This is a genomic window from Cellvibrio mixtus subsp. mixtus J3-8, assembly GCF_000766945.1.
GTDB lineage: Bacteria > Pseudomonadota > Gammaproteobacteria > Pseudomonadales > Cellvibrionaceae > Cellvibrio > Cellvibrio mixtus_A.
This window is the reverse complement of record NZ_ALBT01000033.1, coordinates 242707-260663: the sequence shown is the minus strand read 5'-3', so window position 1 is coordinate 260663 and position 17957 is coordinate 242707. Positions and strand designations below refer to the sequence as shown.

Sequence of the window (17957 nt, the reverse complement as noted above, 5' to 3'; positions counted from 1 at the left end):
TGATTAACACCAATTGCGAATCACACGGGGATAACACGCGCAAGGCTCAGGAATTTTCTAGCAGCCATGCTTGCGCCGCCGCCAGCGTTTGCTGCAATTCCTGTTGCAAGTGTTCCCAACCGGCAGCTGAATACTGCATTGTTTTTTGTTCCAGCAATTCGAACTCCAGGGTTCGTGCAGCATCAATAAAATCGGCAGCACCCAACATCCCGACTGTTCCGCGCAACGTGTGTAAGACGCGAGCACTGGCTTCCCAATCACCTTGTTGATACAGCTCTTGTAATTTGGCAATGGATTTTTCGGTGTTGCCCAATAAATTGGTTACGAATAAACGGGTTTTTTCCATGTGCGCACTATTAGCTGCCGACATCGCTAATAATTTTTCAATGTTAAACTTTTGCGATGCCAAACCGGCATTTGCTATTGCAATGGAATTTTCTGCAACCTGGTTCTGCTGGCGATGCGAAATTTTTTCTTCCGGTAAATAGCGTGCGATGGTCGCCATCATTATTTCTGCTTCAATCGGTTTCGCAATCAAATCGTCCATACCGGAAGCCACGCATTCATCGCGCTCAAATTCCATAACACCCGCCGTCATAGCCAGGACAGGAATGGTTAACGCCAGCTCGTTACGGATAATTCGTGTAGCTGTAAAGCCATCCATTACCGGCATTTGCACATCCATTAAAACCACATCGTAAGCCGTATTATTCTCTCGCAATCGATCTACCGCTTTTTGGCCGTTATCGACAATATCCAGCGTAATACCTGCCTGGGTTAATAAATCATGGGCAACAATCTGGTTAAACTCATTGTCCTCCACCAACAATATATGTCCGTGTAAATGCATATGCGAACTACGTAAATGCTGCGCAGAATCGGTATCGCTTGCCAACAATTCATGCAAGGTATCGAACACACTGGATGAGGTAAACGGTTTGAATAAATAAGCCGATGGGCGCTGTATTGTTGCCAGGGATTTTTCTTGTTGCATAATTTTTTCACGCCCGAAAGCATTAACCATCAGAATCATCGGTGGTGCAGCCTCGCCCAATTGCGCCCGCATTGCCTCTATAGCGTTGATGCCATTCATTCCAGGCATTTGCCAATCGACTAACATGGCATCGTAGTGTTTTTGTTTTAGTGTTGACTCACGCACGCGTTCGATAGCTTCTTTGCCAGAGGTCGCAACATCTACTTGCCAAAACCAGGTTTGCATAATTTTTTGCAAGGCTTCACGACTGGCCTGGTTATCCTCCACAATTAATAATTGCAACTTGCGCATAAATGCCGGTGAATTTTTTAATACTGCCGCCTCAGAAATCTGGAATGGAATCTGTACTACAAATTCGCTGCCCTGGCCATGGGTACTGCTCACATAAATATTGCCATTCATTAATTCCACTAAACGCCGCGAAATGGTTAACCCCAAACCGGTGCCGCCAAATTTACGGGTAGTTGATGAATCCGCCTGGGTGAATGGTGAAAATAAACGCGCAAGTTGTGCCTCAGTTAAACCTATGCCGGTATCGCGCACCAGGAATTGCAACCTGACTTCGTTAGCCCTTTCAGCCTCAACGCTTCCTTGCCTGACCACACTAACCTGCACGGAAATTTCACCTTGCTCGGTAAACTTGATCGCATTGCTCACCAGATTTACCAACACCTGTTGCAGGCGATGTGAGTCCCCCCACAAGAGGGGCGGGATTTTCTCGTCCGCACTGATAATCAATTCCAGGTTCTTATGTACGGCATTCACGCTCATTAAGTTAGCGAGCGTCGACAGAACATCATTCAATGCAAATTGTACCGGCGCAATTTCCATTTTCCCGGCTTCGATTTTGGAAAAATCCAGGATGTCATTAAGGATTCCCAGCAGGGATTTTCCTGAGGTGGAAATCATATCCAGATATTTTTTTTGTTCCGCCGAGAGAGGGGTTCTACCCAGCAATTGCGCCATCCCTAAAACGGCATTCATCGGTGTACGAATTTCATGGCTCATATTTGCCACAAAATCGCTTTTTGCCTGGTTTGCTTGTTCAGCCTGTTGTTTGGCGAGACGCAATTTTAATTCGGCGTGTTTTCGCTCACTGATATCGCGCGCAATGCCAACAAATAATGAACGTTCTCCCAGAGACATAACATTGATAGTCAGCTCCAATTGAAAAACAGATCCGTCCTTGCGCAAACCGGGTAGCTCCATACTCTGTTTTCCCGCAGCGGCTGGCTCACCATCGGCAAGAAAACGGTGCATGCCAATATTAAGCGCGTCGTGCATACTTTCCGATATCAGCAAGGTAATGTTTTTTCCAATAACATCTTCAGCGGTGTAGCCAAAAATCAGTGTGGCGGCGTGATTAAAAGATTCGATATTACCCAACTCATCCACCGTGATAATCCCTTCACCCACATTGTCCATTACGGTGCGCATACGCAATTCCTTTTCCAATGCCAGCTGTTCGGATTTGGTGATACGTGCGGTAACCGGCTTTATTTGCGAGTGCAATATCAACGCCCCGGCAATCACCAACAATAAAAATAATGGGATGCTCCAGCGGAATTGTTCGCGAATAGGATTTAACAGCGAGCGCATATCCTGTTTAACAACAATCCCCCAACCCTCACCCGGCAACGGTGCATACGCGGCTATTACATTGATTTTTTCTTCATCCAATCCCTGAAATAAACCTGAATGCCCGCGAGTGGCTAAATCCATCGGGGTCGGCTGGTTATAAACATTGGTGGTAGCCACTGGATAAAGCTGCGCGTGATTTTTATCCGGGAAACATTGCAATGCATTTTCTTGCCGTATACAGACACGTGTTTCATTGTGGTTATCCGGGTCATCGCTCAATAACTGGTGAACCAGATGCGATAAAGATTCTTCCAATTCCATAGTGCCCGGTTGCTCAAGGCCATCGCGAATTGGCAATTGCAGTTTTATCAATAACCCGTCGTCCCACGCGAGCCGGGCCGGCATATTTTCCAGCGTGATTGAAAATGATGGAGCGGTGGAAAAATTTCCCGCGTGTAGCAGCATTTCACCGGCGTTATCATAAATGGCAATTGCCTTGGTGCCAGAAATCAGGATGCCGTTGGTAATCACGGTTAATTCATTGCGCACCGCTGTATTGTCCGGCTCTTTATGCAGTGTATTGCTCAACTCATAAATGCGGATTCGACCGGCATTTAGCCGCGCCCTGGTAAGCAGTTGTTCAACCCCCAGATTAAAGGTTGCAGTTTGGGTTTTTAAGGTTTGGGTAAGGTTAATCCCCAGGTTTTTTCCAAAAGTAATTTGTTGCGCGGCAAAACCGGCCACACCAACAATCAATGTTGCGATGATTAATAAAGCAGTCCCTCCAAATACAATTTTATCGCCATCGGCTAAATGCTTGCGGTTAAGGTACCAGGGGTTTTTGCTCCAGTGACACCAAAGGCCAAAGCAAACAACTAATAAACCGACAGCCGTATGTACCGCCATGCGAGTCGCCGTAATGCCATATAAATGTTCAAGCTGGAGCAGGTGCCCGATTAGACCGCCCGCCCCCAACAAACCAATAACCAGCGTGAGAATTTGAACAACCAGGCCGCCCGCACGTGAACTCACTCGTTGTGAGAGCAATAACACCCATCCAGTGAGCCAAAATGACAGTACCGTATTAGGTGGCATGCGCCCGGGATGAGGATTTCCATCCAGCAACCAGGAATGGAAAGCGGTGAAATCCAGATGTAAATCAACACCGGTGATGTGCTCTACCAATTGCAGCGAACCCAGCACCAGTAGAAAACTGCCCGCCAGTTTTTGCACGCGTGCAGCGGTGGCTGGCGACACGAATGCCGGTGCCATCAGGGCTATACCTGTGACAGCAAAACAAATGGCGGTATTAATCACCATCGCGAGAAAATTTGAATGCAGCTGGAGCACCGCCGGATAATGCATTAACCAACCATAGATAACGATGACTGCCAACAGCACTACCAGGCCACCGGCACTTGTTTGTGCGCTTATGTGTTTAATTTGCATAGATCGAACAACCAATCCTTAAAAAAACAGATTCTCAACAAAATCGCTACTTAATGAAATACAGGGTAGCCCATGAGAGGGAAGGCACAACGGGACAGGCATGAGGAAGGCGATATAAAGATAAAAAAGCGCGCCAGGGAGCGCAGAAGTGTGACGCGGATGCGGTACGAGGAATCATCCCTGATTCCTCCGTATTTACGTGTTAGGGGAATGTGAAACCGGGGAGAGCGAGTTTTTTGTATCGTGTTTGAACACACGATTGATAATATCCAGCGCTGGCCCCGTCATGCAGGTAGTTACAATCGCCATGATCACCATCATGGTAAAGATTTCCGGGGAAATCACCCCCAGGTCATAGCCGATATTCAACACCACCAGCTCCATTAACCCGCGAGTATTCATCAGGGCACCGACGGACAAACTGTCCTTCCAGCTTTGGCCGACGGCTTTCGCGGCGAGGGCGCTGCCCGCGAACTTTCCAAGTACCGCTACAAAAATAATTAATGCAGTGATTTGCCATAGATACGGATCATTCAGCAAACCAATTTGCGTGCGCAAACCGGTAAATACAAAGAACAGTGGCAACAACAGTACCAGTGCGACATCCTGGACTTTCTCAATAAAGATTTGGCGGAATTTCTCGCTGTCCGGCATGATCGCACCGGCCATAAACGCACCGAAAAGCGCATGGATACCCACAATCTCGGCGGCGTAAGCAGAAAGAATCAACACTAAAAAGAAAATCGCCACAACCGGCCTGCTGATACTTTCCGATGTGGAATGTTTTTCACTGACGCGCTGTAAAAATGGACGTACCAATTTGATCATGATGATGACGTACACAATCGACAATCCAATCGTGTACAAACCATTAATAAAAGTGCCGGCTTTCACGAATGCAATCAGCGCGGCCAAGATACACCAGGCACTCACATCGTCTGCCGCAGCACAGGTCAAGGCTATAGTACCCAGTTTGGTTTTGTTGATGCCGCGCTCCTGCACGATACGCGCAAGCACTGGAAAGGCAGTAATACTCATCGCAACGCCGCTAAACAATGCGAACGCCGAAAAGGGAACATTCGCCGGTGCAAAATCCTGGTACAGGAAATACGCCAGGCCCACGCCGAGCGTGAACGGAAAGAAAATGCTGGCATGGCTGATGACCACCGCATCATAAGCTTTGTCTTTCAGGGTTTTTAAACTGATTTCCATTCCCACGATATACATAAATAAAATCAAACCGATCTGGCTGATGAATTGCAAGTTTCCCAATGATTGTTTAGGGAAGAGGCCCGCGAACAACTCAGGGAAATGCATTCCCAGGAATGATGGGCCAAGCATAATGCCTGCGATCATTTCACCAACCACCACCGGTTGTTTGATTTTGGTACAGACCCAGCCGAAGATCCGTGCCACCACAATAATGGTCGCAATCTGGGCCAACAATAGCGCCAGTGGATGCTGGAAGTTATGCAGGATAATACTGATGAAATCCGCCGATTGGCGAGCAGTTGCCGACGCGGCTGCTTTTGTCGCACTTTCACTTTGTTCCATTTTTGCCCCGAGGAAAATAATCCAGTACATCAAGGCAAACAGGCCGGCAGTAATCGTGAGGTAGGAGACCCCTTGTTTGAATTTGCTCATTTTTGCTCTCGCTTGCTAAATCCAATGTCGTTGTAGTAGTTAGCCCGCATCGCGGAGGTGCGTAAACTACCACGGCAAATTCCGCAACTTATAGTTGTAACAGATAGTTATTCACTATCGACTAACCGAGCAGAAAATCCTATTGCCTTAATCCACCAGCGAAAAGCGAATACCAGGCAAGGGGTTTTACACGGCTGGATTTAATGAAGTCACGGCATCATCCTTCGCCAATACTTAACAAATTTTTTTCATCATAAAAATCGCCGATCATGATCTGCTGTTGGCAACAGGCAAACGTCATATTTACCGAATAACTGATAGCGATTGAGCGCAATGCGGTCGTAACACCAATCGCGCAAGGAGCGCGGCAAAATGTTGGCGATGTAAAGCGCAGGCCAGGGAAATGGAAGCTGGCGGACAATGTCCAAAAATGCATCGCCTTTGGTGATCGCCTGGTTATCGCGGATCAACAACATAGTTTCAAAATGATCGAGCGGATAACCAAACCATTGCAGAATCGCCTGCCCTTGTGGCGATTGCACGGAACATAATTTGAATTTGTGTGCAGTATCAAAACGGATGATAAAACGGCTCCAGCGATTACAGAGTTTGCATACACCATCAAACAAAATTACCTGATCGCCATGAGTAAGGCCGGGGGGATAATTAGCGCTCATTATCGATACCTGTGTTCTGTGTGCGATCCAGATTCCATAACCATCTCAGTGGAATTACCAACATAAACACCGCAAATACATCGATCCATACATGGGGCCAGGCATCTTTTTGCAGCGAAATTACAATATCTTGCGGTACCCACCACAAGACGACCAATACCAACCCGCTCCAATAAGCGCCCCATCACTATCTGTTTATCTGCACCTGTTTTTTTAGCTTTCACTTGACCCAAGTCAATCATTTCTGTAATTTCAGAATATACTGAAAATTCAGGAATTCCAATATGCCCGAAAAACTCACACCCATGATCCAGTCCTTCATCCTTCACTTTGGTGAAATGGGCAGCCGTTGGGGGATTAACCGAACTGTAGGCCAGATGTACGCATTGCTCGTACTGAGTAAAGAACCGCTCTGTGCTGACGACATCACTGAGGCGCTGGGGATTTCCCGTTCCAATGTGAGCATGGGATTAAAAGAATTGATCTCATGGGAATTAGTGAAACTGCAACATCGTCCCGGTGAGCGCAAAGAGTTTTATTCAGCGCCGGGTGACGTGTGGGACATCGCCAAAACCCTGATCGAGCAACGCCGCAAACGCGAGATTGATCCTACACTTTCCACATTGCGCAATTTATTAATCGAAACGCCAGCAAATGATGAAGAGGCTTACGCGCAACAACGCATGCGCGAAATGCATGAACTTATTGAAATGCTGACACTCTGGACTCAAGAGATCCAGCGTCTGGACTCCGCGCAACTCGGCAAATTATTAAAGCTCGGCAACAGCATCGGCAAAGTACTTGACATGAAAGACCGCCTGCTCGGCTCCAGCAAAAAAGAATCAACAAAATGATTTGAACTAAACGTAGGTTGGGTTAGGCGCGAGTGAAACGAGCACCGTAACCCAACATGACCATGTAGCCGCACGCACAAAAAATTCTACAAGGTACATATTTTTACTAATTACCATCCAACCAAATTGACGTTTTACACAGAAAGGATTCAATACATTTTTTATCGAGGTATCTTTATGCTCGAAACACTCATGCTCTCCCGCATCCAGTTTGCGGCTAACATTTCCTTCCATATTTTATTTCCCTCTATTTCGATAGCACTTGCCTGGTTTTTGTTTTATTTCAAAGTGCGTTATAGCCGGAGTGGTGATGACGTATGGATGCGCGCGTATCGTTTCTGGGTAAAAGTATTTGCGCTCACCTTTGCGTTGGGCGTTGTCAGTGGTATCACCATGAGTTTTCAATTCGGCACCAATTGGCCGGGCTATATGGAAACTGTCGGCAATATTGCTGGCCCACTGCTAGGTTACGAAGTGTTGACGGCGTTTTTTCTGGAGGCGACATTTTTAGGCATTATGTTGTTTGGTATTAACAAAGTATCCAATCGCGTGCACACGCTCGCCACTTTTTTAGTGGCGTTTGGTACCAGTATGTCCGCGTTCTGGATTATCGCGCTCAACTCCTGGATGCAAACCCCCGTTGGTTTTGAGATGCGGCAGGTAGGCGATACCATGAAAGCATTTCCGCTGGACTGGTGGACGATAATTTTTAATCCGTCCATGCCTTATCGCCTTACACATATGCTGATTGCATCGGGATTAACCGCTGCATTTTTAATAGCGGGAATTTCTGCATATCGTATCTTAAAAGGCGATCATAAACCTGCCCCAAGGCTCACGCTCAAAAACGCCACGACTGCTGCTGCACTGTTAATTCCATTGCAAATATTTATGGGTGATATGCACGGGTTAAATACTTTGCACCATCAACCCGCAAAAATTGCCGCAATGGAAGCCGTCTGGCACACCGAAAAAAATGTTCCGCTGGTGCTATTTGCAATTCCTGATAAAGAAACCCAAAGCAATAAATTTGCAATCGAAATCCCCAACATGGCGAGCATTATTTTAACGCACACCACCGATGGTGAACTCAAAGGCCTCAATGAATTCCCCAATGCACATCCACCTGTTGCACCTTTATTTTATGGGTTTCGAATTATGGTTGGTGTAGGCATGCTGATGTTACTGGTGTCATGGATTGGTTGCTGGCAACTTTATCGCCGTAAAGAAGTGTCACCGCTGATGCTAAAAGTATTTGTTGGAATGACATTCTCCGGTTGGATTGCCACACTTGCCGGATGGTATGTCACCGAGATCGGCCGTCAACCCTGGTTAGTAACCGGCGTGCTAAAAACTGCTGATGCAGTTACCAGCACACCCGCAGGCAATGTTGGCACATCACTGGCAATTTATTTAACGCTGTATGCGGTGTTATTGACTGCCTACATACGCACACTGTTTGTGATGGCAAGAAAATCTGTGTTGGTGGATCGACCTGAACATGTTGATACATTGCAAGAAAAACTGGTCGAAAAAAATCTGTGAGGAAACATCATGACTGATATCAGCACGTTGTCCGGTGAAGCGTTTTGGTTACCCGTTATTTTTATTGGCCTGATGGGACTCGCATTATTTATTTATGCCATTCTCGATGGTTATGATTTAGGTGTGGGGATTCTATTACCCAAAGATTCCGATGCGCAACGCGATACCATGATCGCCAGTATCGGGCCATTTTGGGATGCCAACGAAACCTGGCTAGTGCTAGGCATCGGCTTATTGTTAATTGCGTTTCCGCTTGCACATAGCATGATCTTATTAAATTTATATCTCCCGGTGACCGCAATGCTTGCTGGGTTAATATTGCGCGGGGTTGCCTTCGACTTTCGCGCCAAAGCACCGGAGGATCATAAAGAAGTTTGGGATCGCGTATTTCAAGCAGGCTCCTTACTCGCCACCCTGGCACAAGGCTATATGCTCGGACTTTTTGTAATGGGATTTGAAGACACTATAGCCTCACACTTATTCGCGATTCTCAGCGCAATTTGCGTCACCGCCGGTTATACCTTTATTGGCGCCGCATGGCTGGTAATGAAAACGGAGGGTGAATTACAAAAACGCGCCGTGTGGTGGGCGCGCCGTTGCGCGTGGCTGATGCTCCTGGGAATTATTGCGGTATCCATTGTAAACCCACTGGTCAGTAGCACCATTTTTGATAAATGGTTTGGTTCACCACTGGTAATGGTGTTGTGGGTCATTCCGGTATTTTGTTTAGTGTTATTTTTTATCGCTGACCGATACTTGCGCCGCGCGCCCTACCCCAATGATTTCGGTTGCTGGATTCCCTTTGCAGCTGCCGCCATGATTTTCCTGTTAAGTTTCATTGGTTTGGCTTACAGCTTTTTTCCCAATGTAGTGCCGGGCAAGCTCGACATCTGGCAAGCCGCCAGCGCACCGGAATCGTTAAAATTTATTTTGGTAGGCACTGCAATCGTATTGCCAACCATTCTGGGTTACACATTCTTTGCGTATCGGGTTTTCCGTGGCAAGGCAACACAGCTCAAATACTATTAATCAATTTTTTTCCGATTTTTTTATGTTTTCCCGCGAAAGGATTCGCGCATAATTATTCCTGCCAATATTTAATTCCTTGTTATATTTTTCCCATCCAGCACCACCTCCCCTGCAAAAAAATTTCGCATAAATCGTCATTAATACCATTTATTAATTCTTGCCACCAAAAAACACACCTACAACTTTTTACAGTTTTCTGTACCCGCATCGCAGTACAACTGTATAACTCGGAGTATAAAAATCCCCTCGCCCGATGGCAGGTATAAAAATACAAATCCAGGCGACAAACATTTTAATAATGACAGCTTCACAGGGATCCAGCGAGAGACAGCATGACCCAGCCCCTTTTTCGTCAACAGGCAGTGCAATACCAACATCGCGGCTTACAAGGCGATATTTTGTTAACTGCATCGATGTCAACGATCCTGATCAGCAGTGCGTTGCTGATTTGGTTTATCGCTATGATCATCTGGTTATGCGTGAGCGAATATGCACGCAAGGAAACCGTGACCGGATGGCTGGAACCACCACAAGGCGTGTTGCGGGTTTACGCAAATAATAATGGTGTGATTAAAGAATTGCTGGTGCGCGAAGGCGAAGCGGTGAAGGAAGGCCAACCGCTCTTAATCATCCACGGTAATAATCTGCTCGCCAACGGCGATGGAATGGAAAATCAATTACTGCAAGAATTCGAACACCAGCAAAATTTATTACGTGAGCAACAGGTTCGCAATCAGGAACGATATGGCCAGCGCCTTGCGGAAGGATTACAACGTATTGCACGTATCCAGCAAGAATTGCAATTACTGGAACAACAGACCGACACATTACAAACCCGCCAGCAACTACTCGATAAACAACGCGAACGCCAACAACGTTTACGCGATAGCGGCCACGTTAGCGCAACAGAATTGGAAAACAGTCAAGCGCAAGCATTAACACTGAAAGCTGAACAACAAACCCTCGCACGGCAAAAATTGCAGCAGCAGCGTTTATTGGAAGATGCGCAAAGCGAGCAAGAAGAATTGCCGCAAACCCATGCGGACCAACAAACATTGCTCGCCACTGAAATTAGCGAACTCAGCCAGCAAATGACGCAATGGCAAAGCCGGCAAGCCTATGTCATCAAAGCAGCACGAGCAGGAATTGTGAGCAATTTGCGCGCGCGCGTCGGCCAGCAAGTTACCGCATCGCAACAAACACCCTTGCTAACACTGCACCCCGAACAAAGCACACTCAGTGTGCAATTATTAGTGCCCGCCCGCGCTGCCGGATTTGTCCAAATTGGCCAGCAGCTCGACATTCGCTTCGATGCATTTCCCTACCAGAAATTTGGTATTTACAGCGGCAAAGTCACACAACTTTCCGACACCGTTTTACTGCCAGGTGAATTACAACAAGTCCCTACGCCGGTAAAAGAACCGGTGTATTTGATTATCGCGCAACTTGATAGCGATAAAGTGCAAGCCTATGGCCGCGCTTTCGCACTCAAATCCGGCATGACACTGTCTGCAGATATTCGCCTTGAAGAACGCAGCCTGCTGCGCTGGTTGCTCGACCCCCTTTACAGCTTGCGCGGGAGACTCTAATGACAAGCGCAACCTCACCACAAACCAATGCGGCGCCCCCATCGCGCGCTGAAGAGCTGTTACGCTTTGGTCGCGGCCCGCAATTGCCGGTAATTTTGCAAAATGAATTGGCAGAATGTGGCCTCGCCTGTTTGGCGATGATCAGTTGTTATTACGGTTACCAGTGTGACCTCAGCAGTTTGCGTCGCCGTTTTTCAATTTCTGCACAGGGTATAAACCTCAAACAATTGCTGGATATGGCCAACCGTTTGCATTTGGCCGGGCGCGCACTGCGCGGCGACATTGATGATCTGGAGCAATTGCAATTACCCTGCATTCTCCATTGGGGCATGAATCATTTTGTCGTATTGAAAGAAATTAATCGTCGCGGTTTTCTAATCCATGACCCGGCACAAGGCGAACGGTTAATCAGCCGCGATGAAATCGGCAAGTTCTTTACCGGCGTCGCCCTGGAGCTAAACCCGACTACGGAATTTAAAAAAGCAGAAACGCGCGAACGCTTAACACTGGGACATTTCTGGTCGCGGCTGGTTGGCCTTAAACGCAATCTTGCCCACATCGTTTTCCTGTCATTGTTATTGCAAATTTTTATGCTGATAACACCGTTCTATTTGCAGACGGTAGTCGATGACGTAATCCTTCGTCACGATCAATATTTATTGCTGGTACTGGCATTGGGTTTTGGTTTGTTGTTATTGATCCAGCAAGGCACCAACGTTTTGCGCGATTGGGTTGTGCTGCATCTGTCCATGCGGTTGGGCATGCAAATGTCTGCCAATTTATTTCGCCATCTGATTCGCCTGCCGATGGATTATTTTTCCAAGCGCCATATGGGCGATATTGTTTCGCGCTTCGGCTCGCTGGACAACCTGCGCCAATTACTCACCACCGGATTAGTCACAGCATTGGTTGATGGCGTTATGGCTAGCCTCACGTTGATTGTGCTGTTTATTTACAGTGCCACACTCACGTGGGTAGTGATTGGTATTGTACTTTGCTATGCATTATTGCGCTGGTTTTTATATCGCCCACTCCATTTGCTAACCGAGGAAAGTATCGCCGCGCGCGCCAAAGAAAACAGTCACTTTATGGAATCGGTACGCGCGATACAAACCATCAAAATTTTTCATCGCGAAAGTGACCGCCAACATTACTGGCAAAATTACCTTGCCGAAGCCATGAATAAAGATATTCGCATCGCACGCTGGAATCTCGGCTATCAAACCGCGAAAGGTATTTTATTCGGCATAGAAAATATCCTGGTGATTTACCTCGCGGCCGATGCAGTGATGGGAAATATTTTTTCCATCGGCATGCTTTACGCTTTTATCAGCTACAAGGACCGGTTTGTGCGGGCGATGGATAACCTGATCACCCAGGGCATCGAATTTAAAATGCTCGGGTTGCATTTAAATCGCCTCGCGGATATTGCCTTTACCCCGACCGATCCGGTTGCAGACAACAACACCGCAACCATCACCGATCATTCAACCAGTGAAACACCTATTGCCGGTCACATCCGCGTACAAAACCTCAGCTTCCGTTACGGCGAAAGTGAAGCGCCAGTATTTAGCGGTGTTAATTTTGAAATTCAGGCTGGCGAAACCGTCGCCATTGTTGGCCCCAGTGGTTGCGGCAAAAGCACGCTGATTAAATGTTTGATGGGGCTGTTTACTCCCACCGGGGGAGAAATATTTATCGATGGGAAACCAATGCAGAAATTGCCGCAGTATCGTCGCCAGATAGCGGCGGTAATGCAGGATGATCAACTCATGAGTGGTGACATCGCCGAAAATATTGCGTGCTTTGAGCAGCCAATTGATCTCGCCCGCGTTTACCACTGCGCACAACTTGCGTGCATCCATGAAGACATTTTGAGCATGCCCATGCAATACAACACGCTGGTGGGTGATATGGGTGCAAGCTTGAGCGGTGGGCAAAAACAACGTGTGTTATTAGCACGCGCACTTTATCGCGCCCCGCGAATTTTATTTATGGACGAAGCCACCAGCCATTTGGACACCATCAATGAGCAACAAGTGAACCAACACATTCGCGAATTGATGATGACACGCGTGATAGTGGCACACCGACCGGAAACGGTCGCTTCTGCAGGACGCACAATTTACCTGGAAACTCCCAACAACATTCATTTTTAAGGAATTTTTATGCGTGAACTTAATGAGTCTGAATTAAAGGCAGTATCTGGCGGCGCAACAACAACTGAATACGCCATTTTGCTTCAACCGGCATCACCCACAGATATATCCATCGACGCAGCGATAAACCCGGCATTAAAAACAAAACACGATACCGCGAAAAATTCCATCGGAAATATTCGCTAATAAAAAGTGCGGAGCTCTGACTGGCTCCGCCTTAAAAAACTATTGCATAAATTATTTGCACACAGGCAAACAAGTACAAGGAGCCGATGATGATTCTGCTAATGGGCATTGCGGATGATCCGCAAATAATTACTGTCGCCGAAGCGCTAGCCAATTCAGGAAAATCATTCCTGGTTTTTGACAGCAGTTTATATCCCGTGCAACACCGGCTCAGTTATCGCCCACAGGATGACAGCATGCAATTGCAAATCGGCGAACATTGCCTGGCCCAAAGCGATATCCACTCACTCTATTGGCGCACACTAAGCCCGCCGCGTGAAGCACAGGAAAATCCGATTGCACTACGCGATAGCGCAAGCTTGTTGCGATCTTTTTTACATTCATTGGGCGACAAATCCAAAAACACCGCAGACGCGATAAATTTTCACCAGGAAAAACCCCGGCAATTAGCGCAAGTTGCCAAACTGGGAGTCAGTATTCCGGAAACTTATGTCGGTAACGATCCGCGCGCAGTACGCGCTTTTTGTGCGAGAAACAATGACGTTATTTTTAAACCGGTGACCGGTGGCGATTACGCGCAAATTGTAAATCAGGCCCATCTCACCGACGAACATTTAAATTCCAGCTTAAGTCAATCACCGGTAACACTGCAGGCCTACATCGAAGGCACCAACATTCGTAGCTACGTTATCGGCGATGCCGTTTTTTCAGCAGAAATTCGCAGCAGCGCCAAAGATTTTCGCACCGATGAAGGTGCTGAATTAATTCCCATCGCGATTCCAAATGAAATCACCGAACAAGCGCACGCTATTTGCCGTGTACTGGGCCTGGCCTGGAGCGGTATTGATTGGCGCCGTACACCCGCAGGAAATTATATTTTCCTGGAGGCCAATCCAAGCCCGATGTTTGTGAATTTTGAACAGCGCACGCGCTTACCGATTACACAGCATCTCGCACAATTGCTGGGTGCCTGAACCAGTTTCATCTCGATAGTTATCGAGTGAAAGCAACGCACCTTGTGTGCATTTTTTAACGCCGGTAATACTGGCATTACTAATGATAGAAGGAGTTCACAATGAATACGCAAGCTCAACACAAACATCCTTTTTCATTGCTGACCGATGACGAAATGGAACAAGTCAGCGGCGGCAAACCCGGCTGGGCAACAACCCTCGCTTTGGGTGAAGAAGGTGGTGGGTATACAACGCTCGCTGTCGGCGAAGAAGGCGGCGTGACCACACTTGCCGTTGGTGAAGAAGGTGGCGCTACTACCCTCGCGATTGGCGAAGAGGGTGGTGGCTATACTACCCTCGCTATCGGTGAAGAAGGCGGCGGCCTTGATTAATCGAAAGATTAATTACATCGATTGCGCGCAATAAATAAATTGCCGACGTCCGGGGTCGGCAATTTTTATTTTGTAAAAAAATTCCACCCGAAAATAATTCATTTTTTATATTTTCTCGTCCGGAATAAATCATCAAAACAATTTCAGTTTCACTGTTCGATGAATTTCGTTACTACAATAGCCTTCACCATAACTTCACAATGATTTTTGGTACCTTCAATTCCAATTTGCTATATCCATTTGCCAAACGAATAAAATACCTATAATCAGGTGGCGCCAAATTCATTCATGGTGTTTAATGAACATGCACACCTGAAGGTTTGCTTGTAGCAGCAAGGAAAAAGGATTAAGAGCGCTAGTGATTCACCACCTCAGCTACTCTCCCACCTCATCCTTATTTGCCAGCCCTTGCGTTAAGAAACCAGGCTCTGCATAAGCACATTCCTGTGTGTCTTTTTGATGTTATTAATATGAAATACGACAAGGACAAACGAATGAAAAATTTTATTTCAAAATTGGATCAACACCGGCATTTGAAAAAATATCGATTCATTAAATATTGTGCATTATTGGCGGGTTTTGCACTGGGGCTAACCAGCCTTTCCGCTGTAGCGCAAATTCCGCTAGCCAATGTTATTAAAGTTGAATCGGGACACACCAATGCATGCGCGTTAACCACGGCAGGAGGTGTTAAATGTTGGGGAAGCGATGCAGCAAACCCCGGCAACAACACAAATGCAGAACGAAATACTGCCGTTGATATCGCCGGATTAACCAGTGGAGTAAAAGACATCAGCATTGGTATGTCACACACCTGTGTGCTTACAGAAACTGGCGGGGTTAAATGCTGGGGAAACAATGACTATGGGCAATTAGGCAACAACACAACAATACAGCAACTGGCTCCTGTGGATGTTGCTGGATTAACGTCGGGAGTAGCCACAATCAGCGCAGGCGCCTTCCATACATGCGCGGCAACCTACACAGGAGAATTAAAATGTTGGGGACAAAATACCAAAGGGCAATTAGGCGATGGAACCACGGTTAATCAACTCATCCCGGTAAATGTGATAGGCCTTGGTGCATCCGCCATTTCGGTATCCGCCGGTCATTCACATACTTGTGCAATCACGGAGTTAAAGGGCGCAAAATGCTGGGGATGGAATTACTCTGGCCAACTGGGTGACAACACGACAGTTGATAGTCTCGCACCTGTAGATGTTTATTCATTATCAACAGGCGTTGCAAAAATTGATGCAGGCTATATTCACAGCTGTGCATTACTCACTAACGGCCAGATTAAATGCTGGGGCAACAACGCTGATGGCCGCTTGGGAAATAATTCAACATCGGCCTCTTCACCTATACCGGTTGATTTGGCGGGCACCCAACCATTATTCGTCGATGTAGAAGCTGCCGCATATAGTTCCTGCGGACTTACATACAATAGCGGCGTCATGTGTTGGGGTGCAAATGGAAGTGGTCAGCTGGCCACAGGTACAACCACACGCAGCTTGGTTCCTTTTCCAGCAGTCGGATTAACGTCGGAAGCCTCCTCGTTAAGCGTTAATTATGTAAGCGGCTGTGTGGTAAAAAATAATGGCGCACTCTGCTGGGGAAGCAACGCTAACGGCACACTTGGAGACAATACGACACTAAACAGAACTCTTCCAACCCAGGTATTGCAACCATTTTCTCCACGCATTACCAATGTAGTTGCAGGAGACTCCCAAGCTATTGTCAGCTTTATTCCACCGGTAGATGACAGCGGCCGCCCCGTCAACGGGTATACAGTAAAGCCATCCGGGCCAGGCACCGACATTTATGCAGGAACAACTTATAGCCACACTGGCCCGAATGAATTAAGCCATTTGGTTACCGGCCTGGTTAATGGTATCAGCTATACATTTACAGTCACTGCCACCAATGCGCTCGGTACCGGCTTGCCTTCACCCGCATCGACGACTGTGATACCTAGGGGAGGTAGCGTAAGCAGCAACAGCCAATTATCTTCAAGCAGCCAACAACCCGGTTCTATTTTTAGTTCAAGTATCAGCAGCATAATGCCCAGCTCCGCACACAGCAGTTCATCAGTTGCCAAAACAAGTTCACGCTCATCCAGTTCAACGAGCAGTGCAACTAACAACATCCCCTGCGATATCAACCCTGTGATATTTGGCACTACACAGTCAGGCGCATTAGCATCAACCGATTGCAGAGCTGGAGCTCGCGGCCAAAATTACTTTGTAGATCAATACGTCTTCAATGGTGTTGCAGGTCAACAAATTAATATTCAATTAGCATCCACTGCGTTTAACACTTACCTGATTCTCAAAAATGCCTCCGGTACTGTTATCGCCTCCAATGATAATAGTGGTAACAGTAACAACTCTCGTATTCCGGCATCATCCCCCACTTATACCTTGCCGGTTACCGGTAAATTCACCATTGAGGTTACGTCTTTCTCAACATTCAGCATGGGAGCGTACACCTTATTGGTAAATACGCCAGCACCTGTTAGCCCTTGCAGCCCTGTAATACCGATAACAGCGGGGATTGACACCTATGGAACACTGGAACCTGCCGATTGCACAAAAGGTGCGCGCGGCGCTGGCTATTACACAGATAGTTATTCTTTTATTGGGATCGCAGGGGCGCAAATTATTATTCACAATATAACGCCATTTAATTCCTATATTTATCTCAGGAATCCGGCCGGAAAAGTAATCGCTCACAACTTTGGTGGCGACATGTTGAATAATTCGCGCATTCCCGCCTCAGGAACTTTTACGCTACCTGAGTCCGGAATCTACGTTATTGAAACAACCTCGTATTACCTGGCTATAACAGGGGGATATCAGCTGCATTTAACATCATATTAATTCACAACGTAAAAAAACAGGCC

12 protein-coding genes are annotated in these 17957 nt (G+C 47.0%); 9 read left to right on the top strand and 3 right to left on the bottom strand.

Annotation, left to right across the window (positions count from 1 at the left end; all coding sequences use genetic code 11):
* Positions 1-46 precede the first annotated feature (46 nt).
* The 3 genes from A596_RS21855 to A596_RS02610 all read right to left on the bottom strand — a co-directional run bounded on the left by A596_RS21855 (position 47) and on the right by A596_RS02610 (position 6345).
* A complete protein-coding gene (locus A596_RS21855; RefSeq protein ID WP_052417172.1) occupies positions 47-4024 on the bottom strand; it encodes a response regulator in 3978 nt (1325 codons plus the stop codon).
* 195 nt (positions 4025-4219) lie between these two features.
* On the bottom strand, positions 4220-5668 hold the full coding sequence (locus tag A596_RS02615; RefSeq protein WP_052417171.1) for a cation:proton antiporter: 1449 nt from the start codon (positions 5666-5668) through the stop codon (positions 4220-4222).
* 251 nt (positions 5669-5919) lie between these two features.
* A complete protein-coding gene (locus tag A596_RS02610) occupies positions 5920-6345 on the bottom strand; it encodes a thiol-disulfide oxidoreductase DCC family protein (RefSeq protein ID WP_039912448.1) in 426 nt (141 codons plus the stop codon).
* 284 nt (positions 6346-6629) lie between these two features.
* Between A596_RS02610 and A596_RS02600 the strand changes: the two genes are divergently transcribed.
* The 9 genes from A596_RS02600 to A596_RS21850 all read left to right on the top strand — a co-directional run bounded on the left by A596_RS02600 (position 6630) and on the right by A596_RS21850 (position 17934).
* Entirely contained in the window at positions 6630-7199 is a 570-nt protein-coding gene (locus A596_RS02600; RefSeq protein ID WP_039912447.1) for a GbsR/MarR family transcriptional regulator, read from the top strand.
* A 177-nt stretch (positions 7200-7376) separates the two neighbouring features.
* A complete protein-coding gene (locus A596_RS02595; protein ID WP_039912446.1) occupies positions 7377-8744 on the top strand; it encodes a cytochrome ubiquinol oxidase subunit I in 1368 nt (455 codons plus the stop codon).
* Positions 8745-8753: 9 nt separating this feature from the next.
* A complete protein-coding gene (locus A596_RS02590) occupies positions 8754-9773 on the top strand; it encodes a cytochrome d ubiquinol oxidase subunit II (RefSeq protein WP_039912445.1) in 1020 nt (339 codons plus the stop codon).
* Positions 9774-10105: 332 nt separating this feature from the next.
* A complete protein-coding gene (locus A596_RS02585) occupies positions 10106-11362 on the top strand; it encodes an HlyD family secretion protein (protein ID WP_039912443.1) in 1257 nt (418 codons plus the stop codon).
* Entirely contained in the window at positions 11362-13521 is a 2160-nt protein-coding gene (locus tag A596_RS02580; protein WP_084127950.1) for a peptidase domain-containing ABC transporter, read from the top strand. Before A596_RS02585 ends, A596_RS02580 begins: the two co-directional genes overlap by 1 nt.
* A gap of 9 nt (positions 13522-13530) precedes the next feature.
* The gene (locus A596_RS22865; protein ID WP_152600078.1) at positions 13531-13707 is read left to right on the top strand and encodes a bacteriocin; all 177 of its coding nucleotides are present in this window, start codon (positions 13531-13533) and stop codon (positions 13705-13707) included.
* 89 nt (positions 13708-13796) lie between these two features.
* Positions 13797-14681 (top strand): ATP-grasp domain-containing protein, encoded by an 885-nt coding sequence (locus A596_RS02575; protein WP_052417170.1) that lies wholly within the window; start codon positions 13797-13799, stop codon positions 14679-14681.
* Between the two features lie 101 nt (positions 14682-14782).
* A complete protein-coding gene (locus tag A596_RS02570; protein ID WP_152600077.1) occupies positions 14783-15052 on the top strand; it encodes a bacteriocin in 270 nt (89 codons plus the stop codon).
* A 494-nt stretch (positions 15053-15546) separates the two neighbouring features.
* A complete protein-coding gene (locus A596_RS21850; protein WP_052417169.1) occupies positions 15547-17934 on the top strand; it encodes a pre-peptidase C-terminal domain-containing protein in 2388 nt (795 codons plus the stop codon).
* Positions 17935-17957: the final 23 nt, after the last annotated feature.

Bases quoted from the DNA above. Each gene is read 5' to 3' on its own strand.
- A596_RS21855 (WP_052417172.1), bottom strand. From the start codon at position 4,024: ATGCAAATTAAACACATAAGCGCACAAACAAGTGCCGGTGGCCTGGTA.
- A596_RS02615 (WP_052417171.1), bottom strand. From the start codon at position 5,668: ATGAGCAAATTCAAACAAGGGGTCTCCTACCTCACGATTACTGCCGGC.
- A596_RS02610 (WP_039912448.1), bottom strand. From the start codon at position 6,345: ATGAGCGCTAATTATCCCCCCGGCCTTACTCATGGCGATCAGGTAATT.
- A596_RS02600 (WP_039912447.1), top strand. From the start codon at position 6,630: ATGCCCGAAAAACTCACACCCATGATCCAGTCCTTCATCCTTCACTTT.
- A596_RS02595 (WP_039912446.1), top strand. From the start codon at position 7,377: ATGCTCGAAACACTCATGCTCTCCCGCATCCAGTTTGCGGCTAACATT.
- A596_RS02590 (WP_039912445.1), top strand. From the start codon at position 8,754: ATGACTGATATCAGCACGTTGTCCGGTGAAGCGTTTTGGTTACCCGTT.
- A596_RS02585 (WP_039912443.1), top strand. From the start codon at position 10,106: ATGACCCAGCCCCTTTTTCGTCAACAGGCAGTGCAATACCAACATCGC.
- A596_RS02580 (WP_084127950.1), top strand. From the start codon at position 11,362: ATGACAAGCGCAACCTCACCACAAACCAATGCGGCGCCCCCATCGCGC.
- A596_RS22865 (WP_152600078.1), top strand. From the start codon at position 13,531: ATGCGTGAACTTAATGAGTCTGAATTAAAGGCAGTATCTGGCGGCGCA.
- A596_RS02575 (WP_052417170.1), top strand. From the start codon at position 13,797: ATGATTCTGCTAATGGGCATTGCGGATGATCCGCAAATAATTACTGTC.
- A596_RS02570 (WP_152600077.1), top strand. From the start codon at position 14,783: ATGAATACGCAAGCTCAACACAAACATCCTTTTTCATTGCTGACCGAT.
- A596_RS21850 (WP_052417169.1), top strand. From the start codon at position 15,547: ATGAAAAATTTTATTTCAAAATTGGATCAACACCGGCATTTGAAAAAA.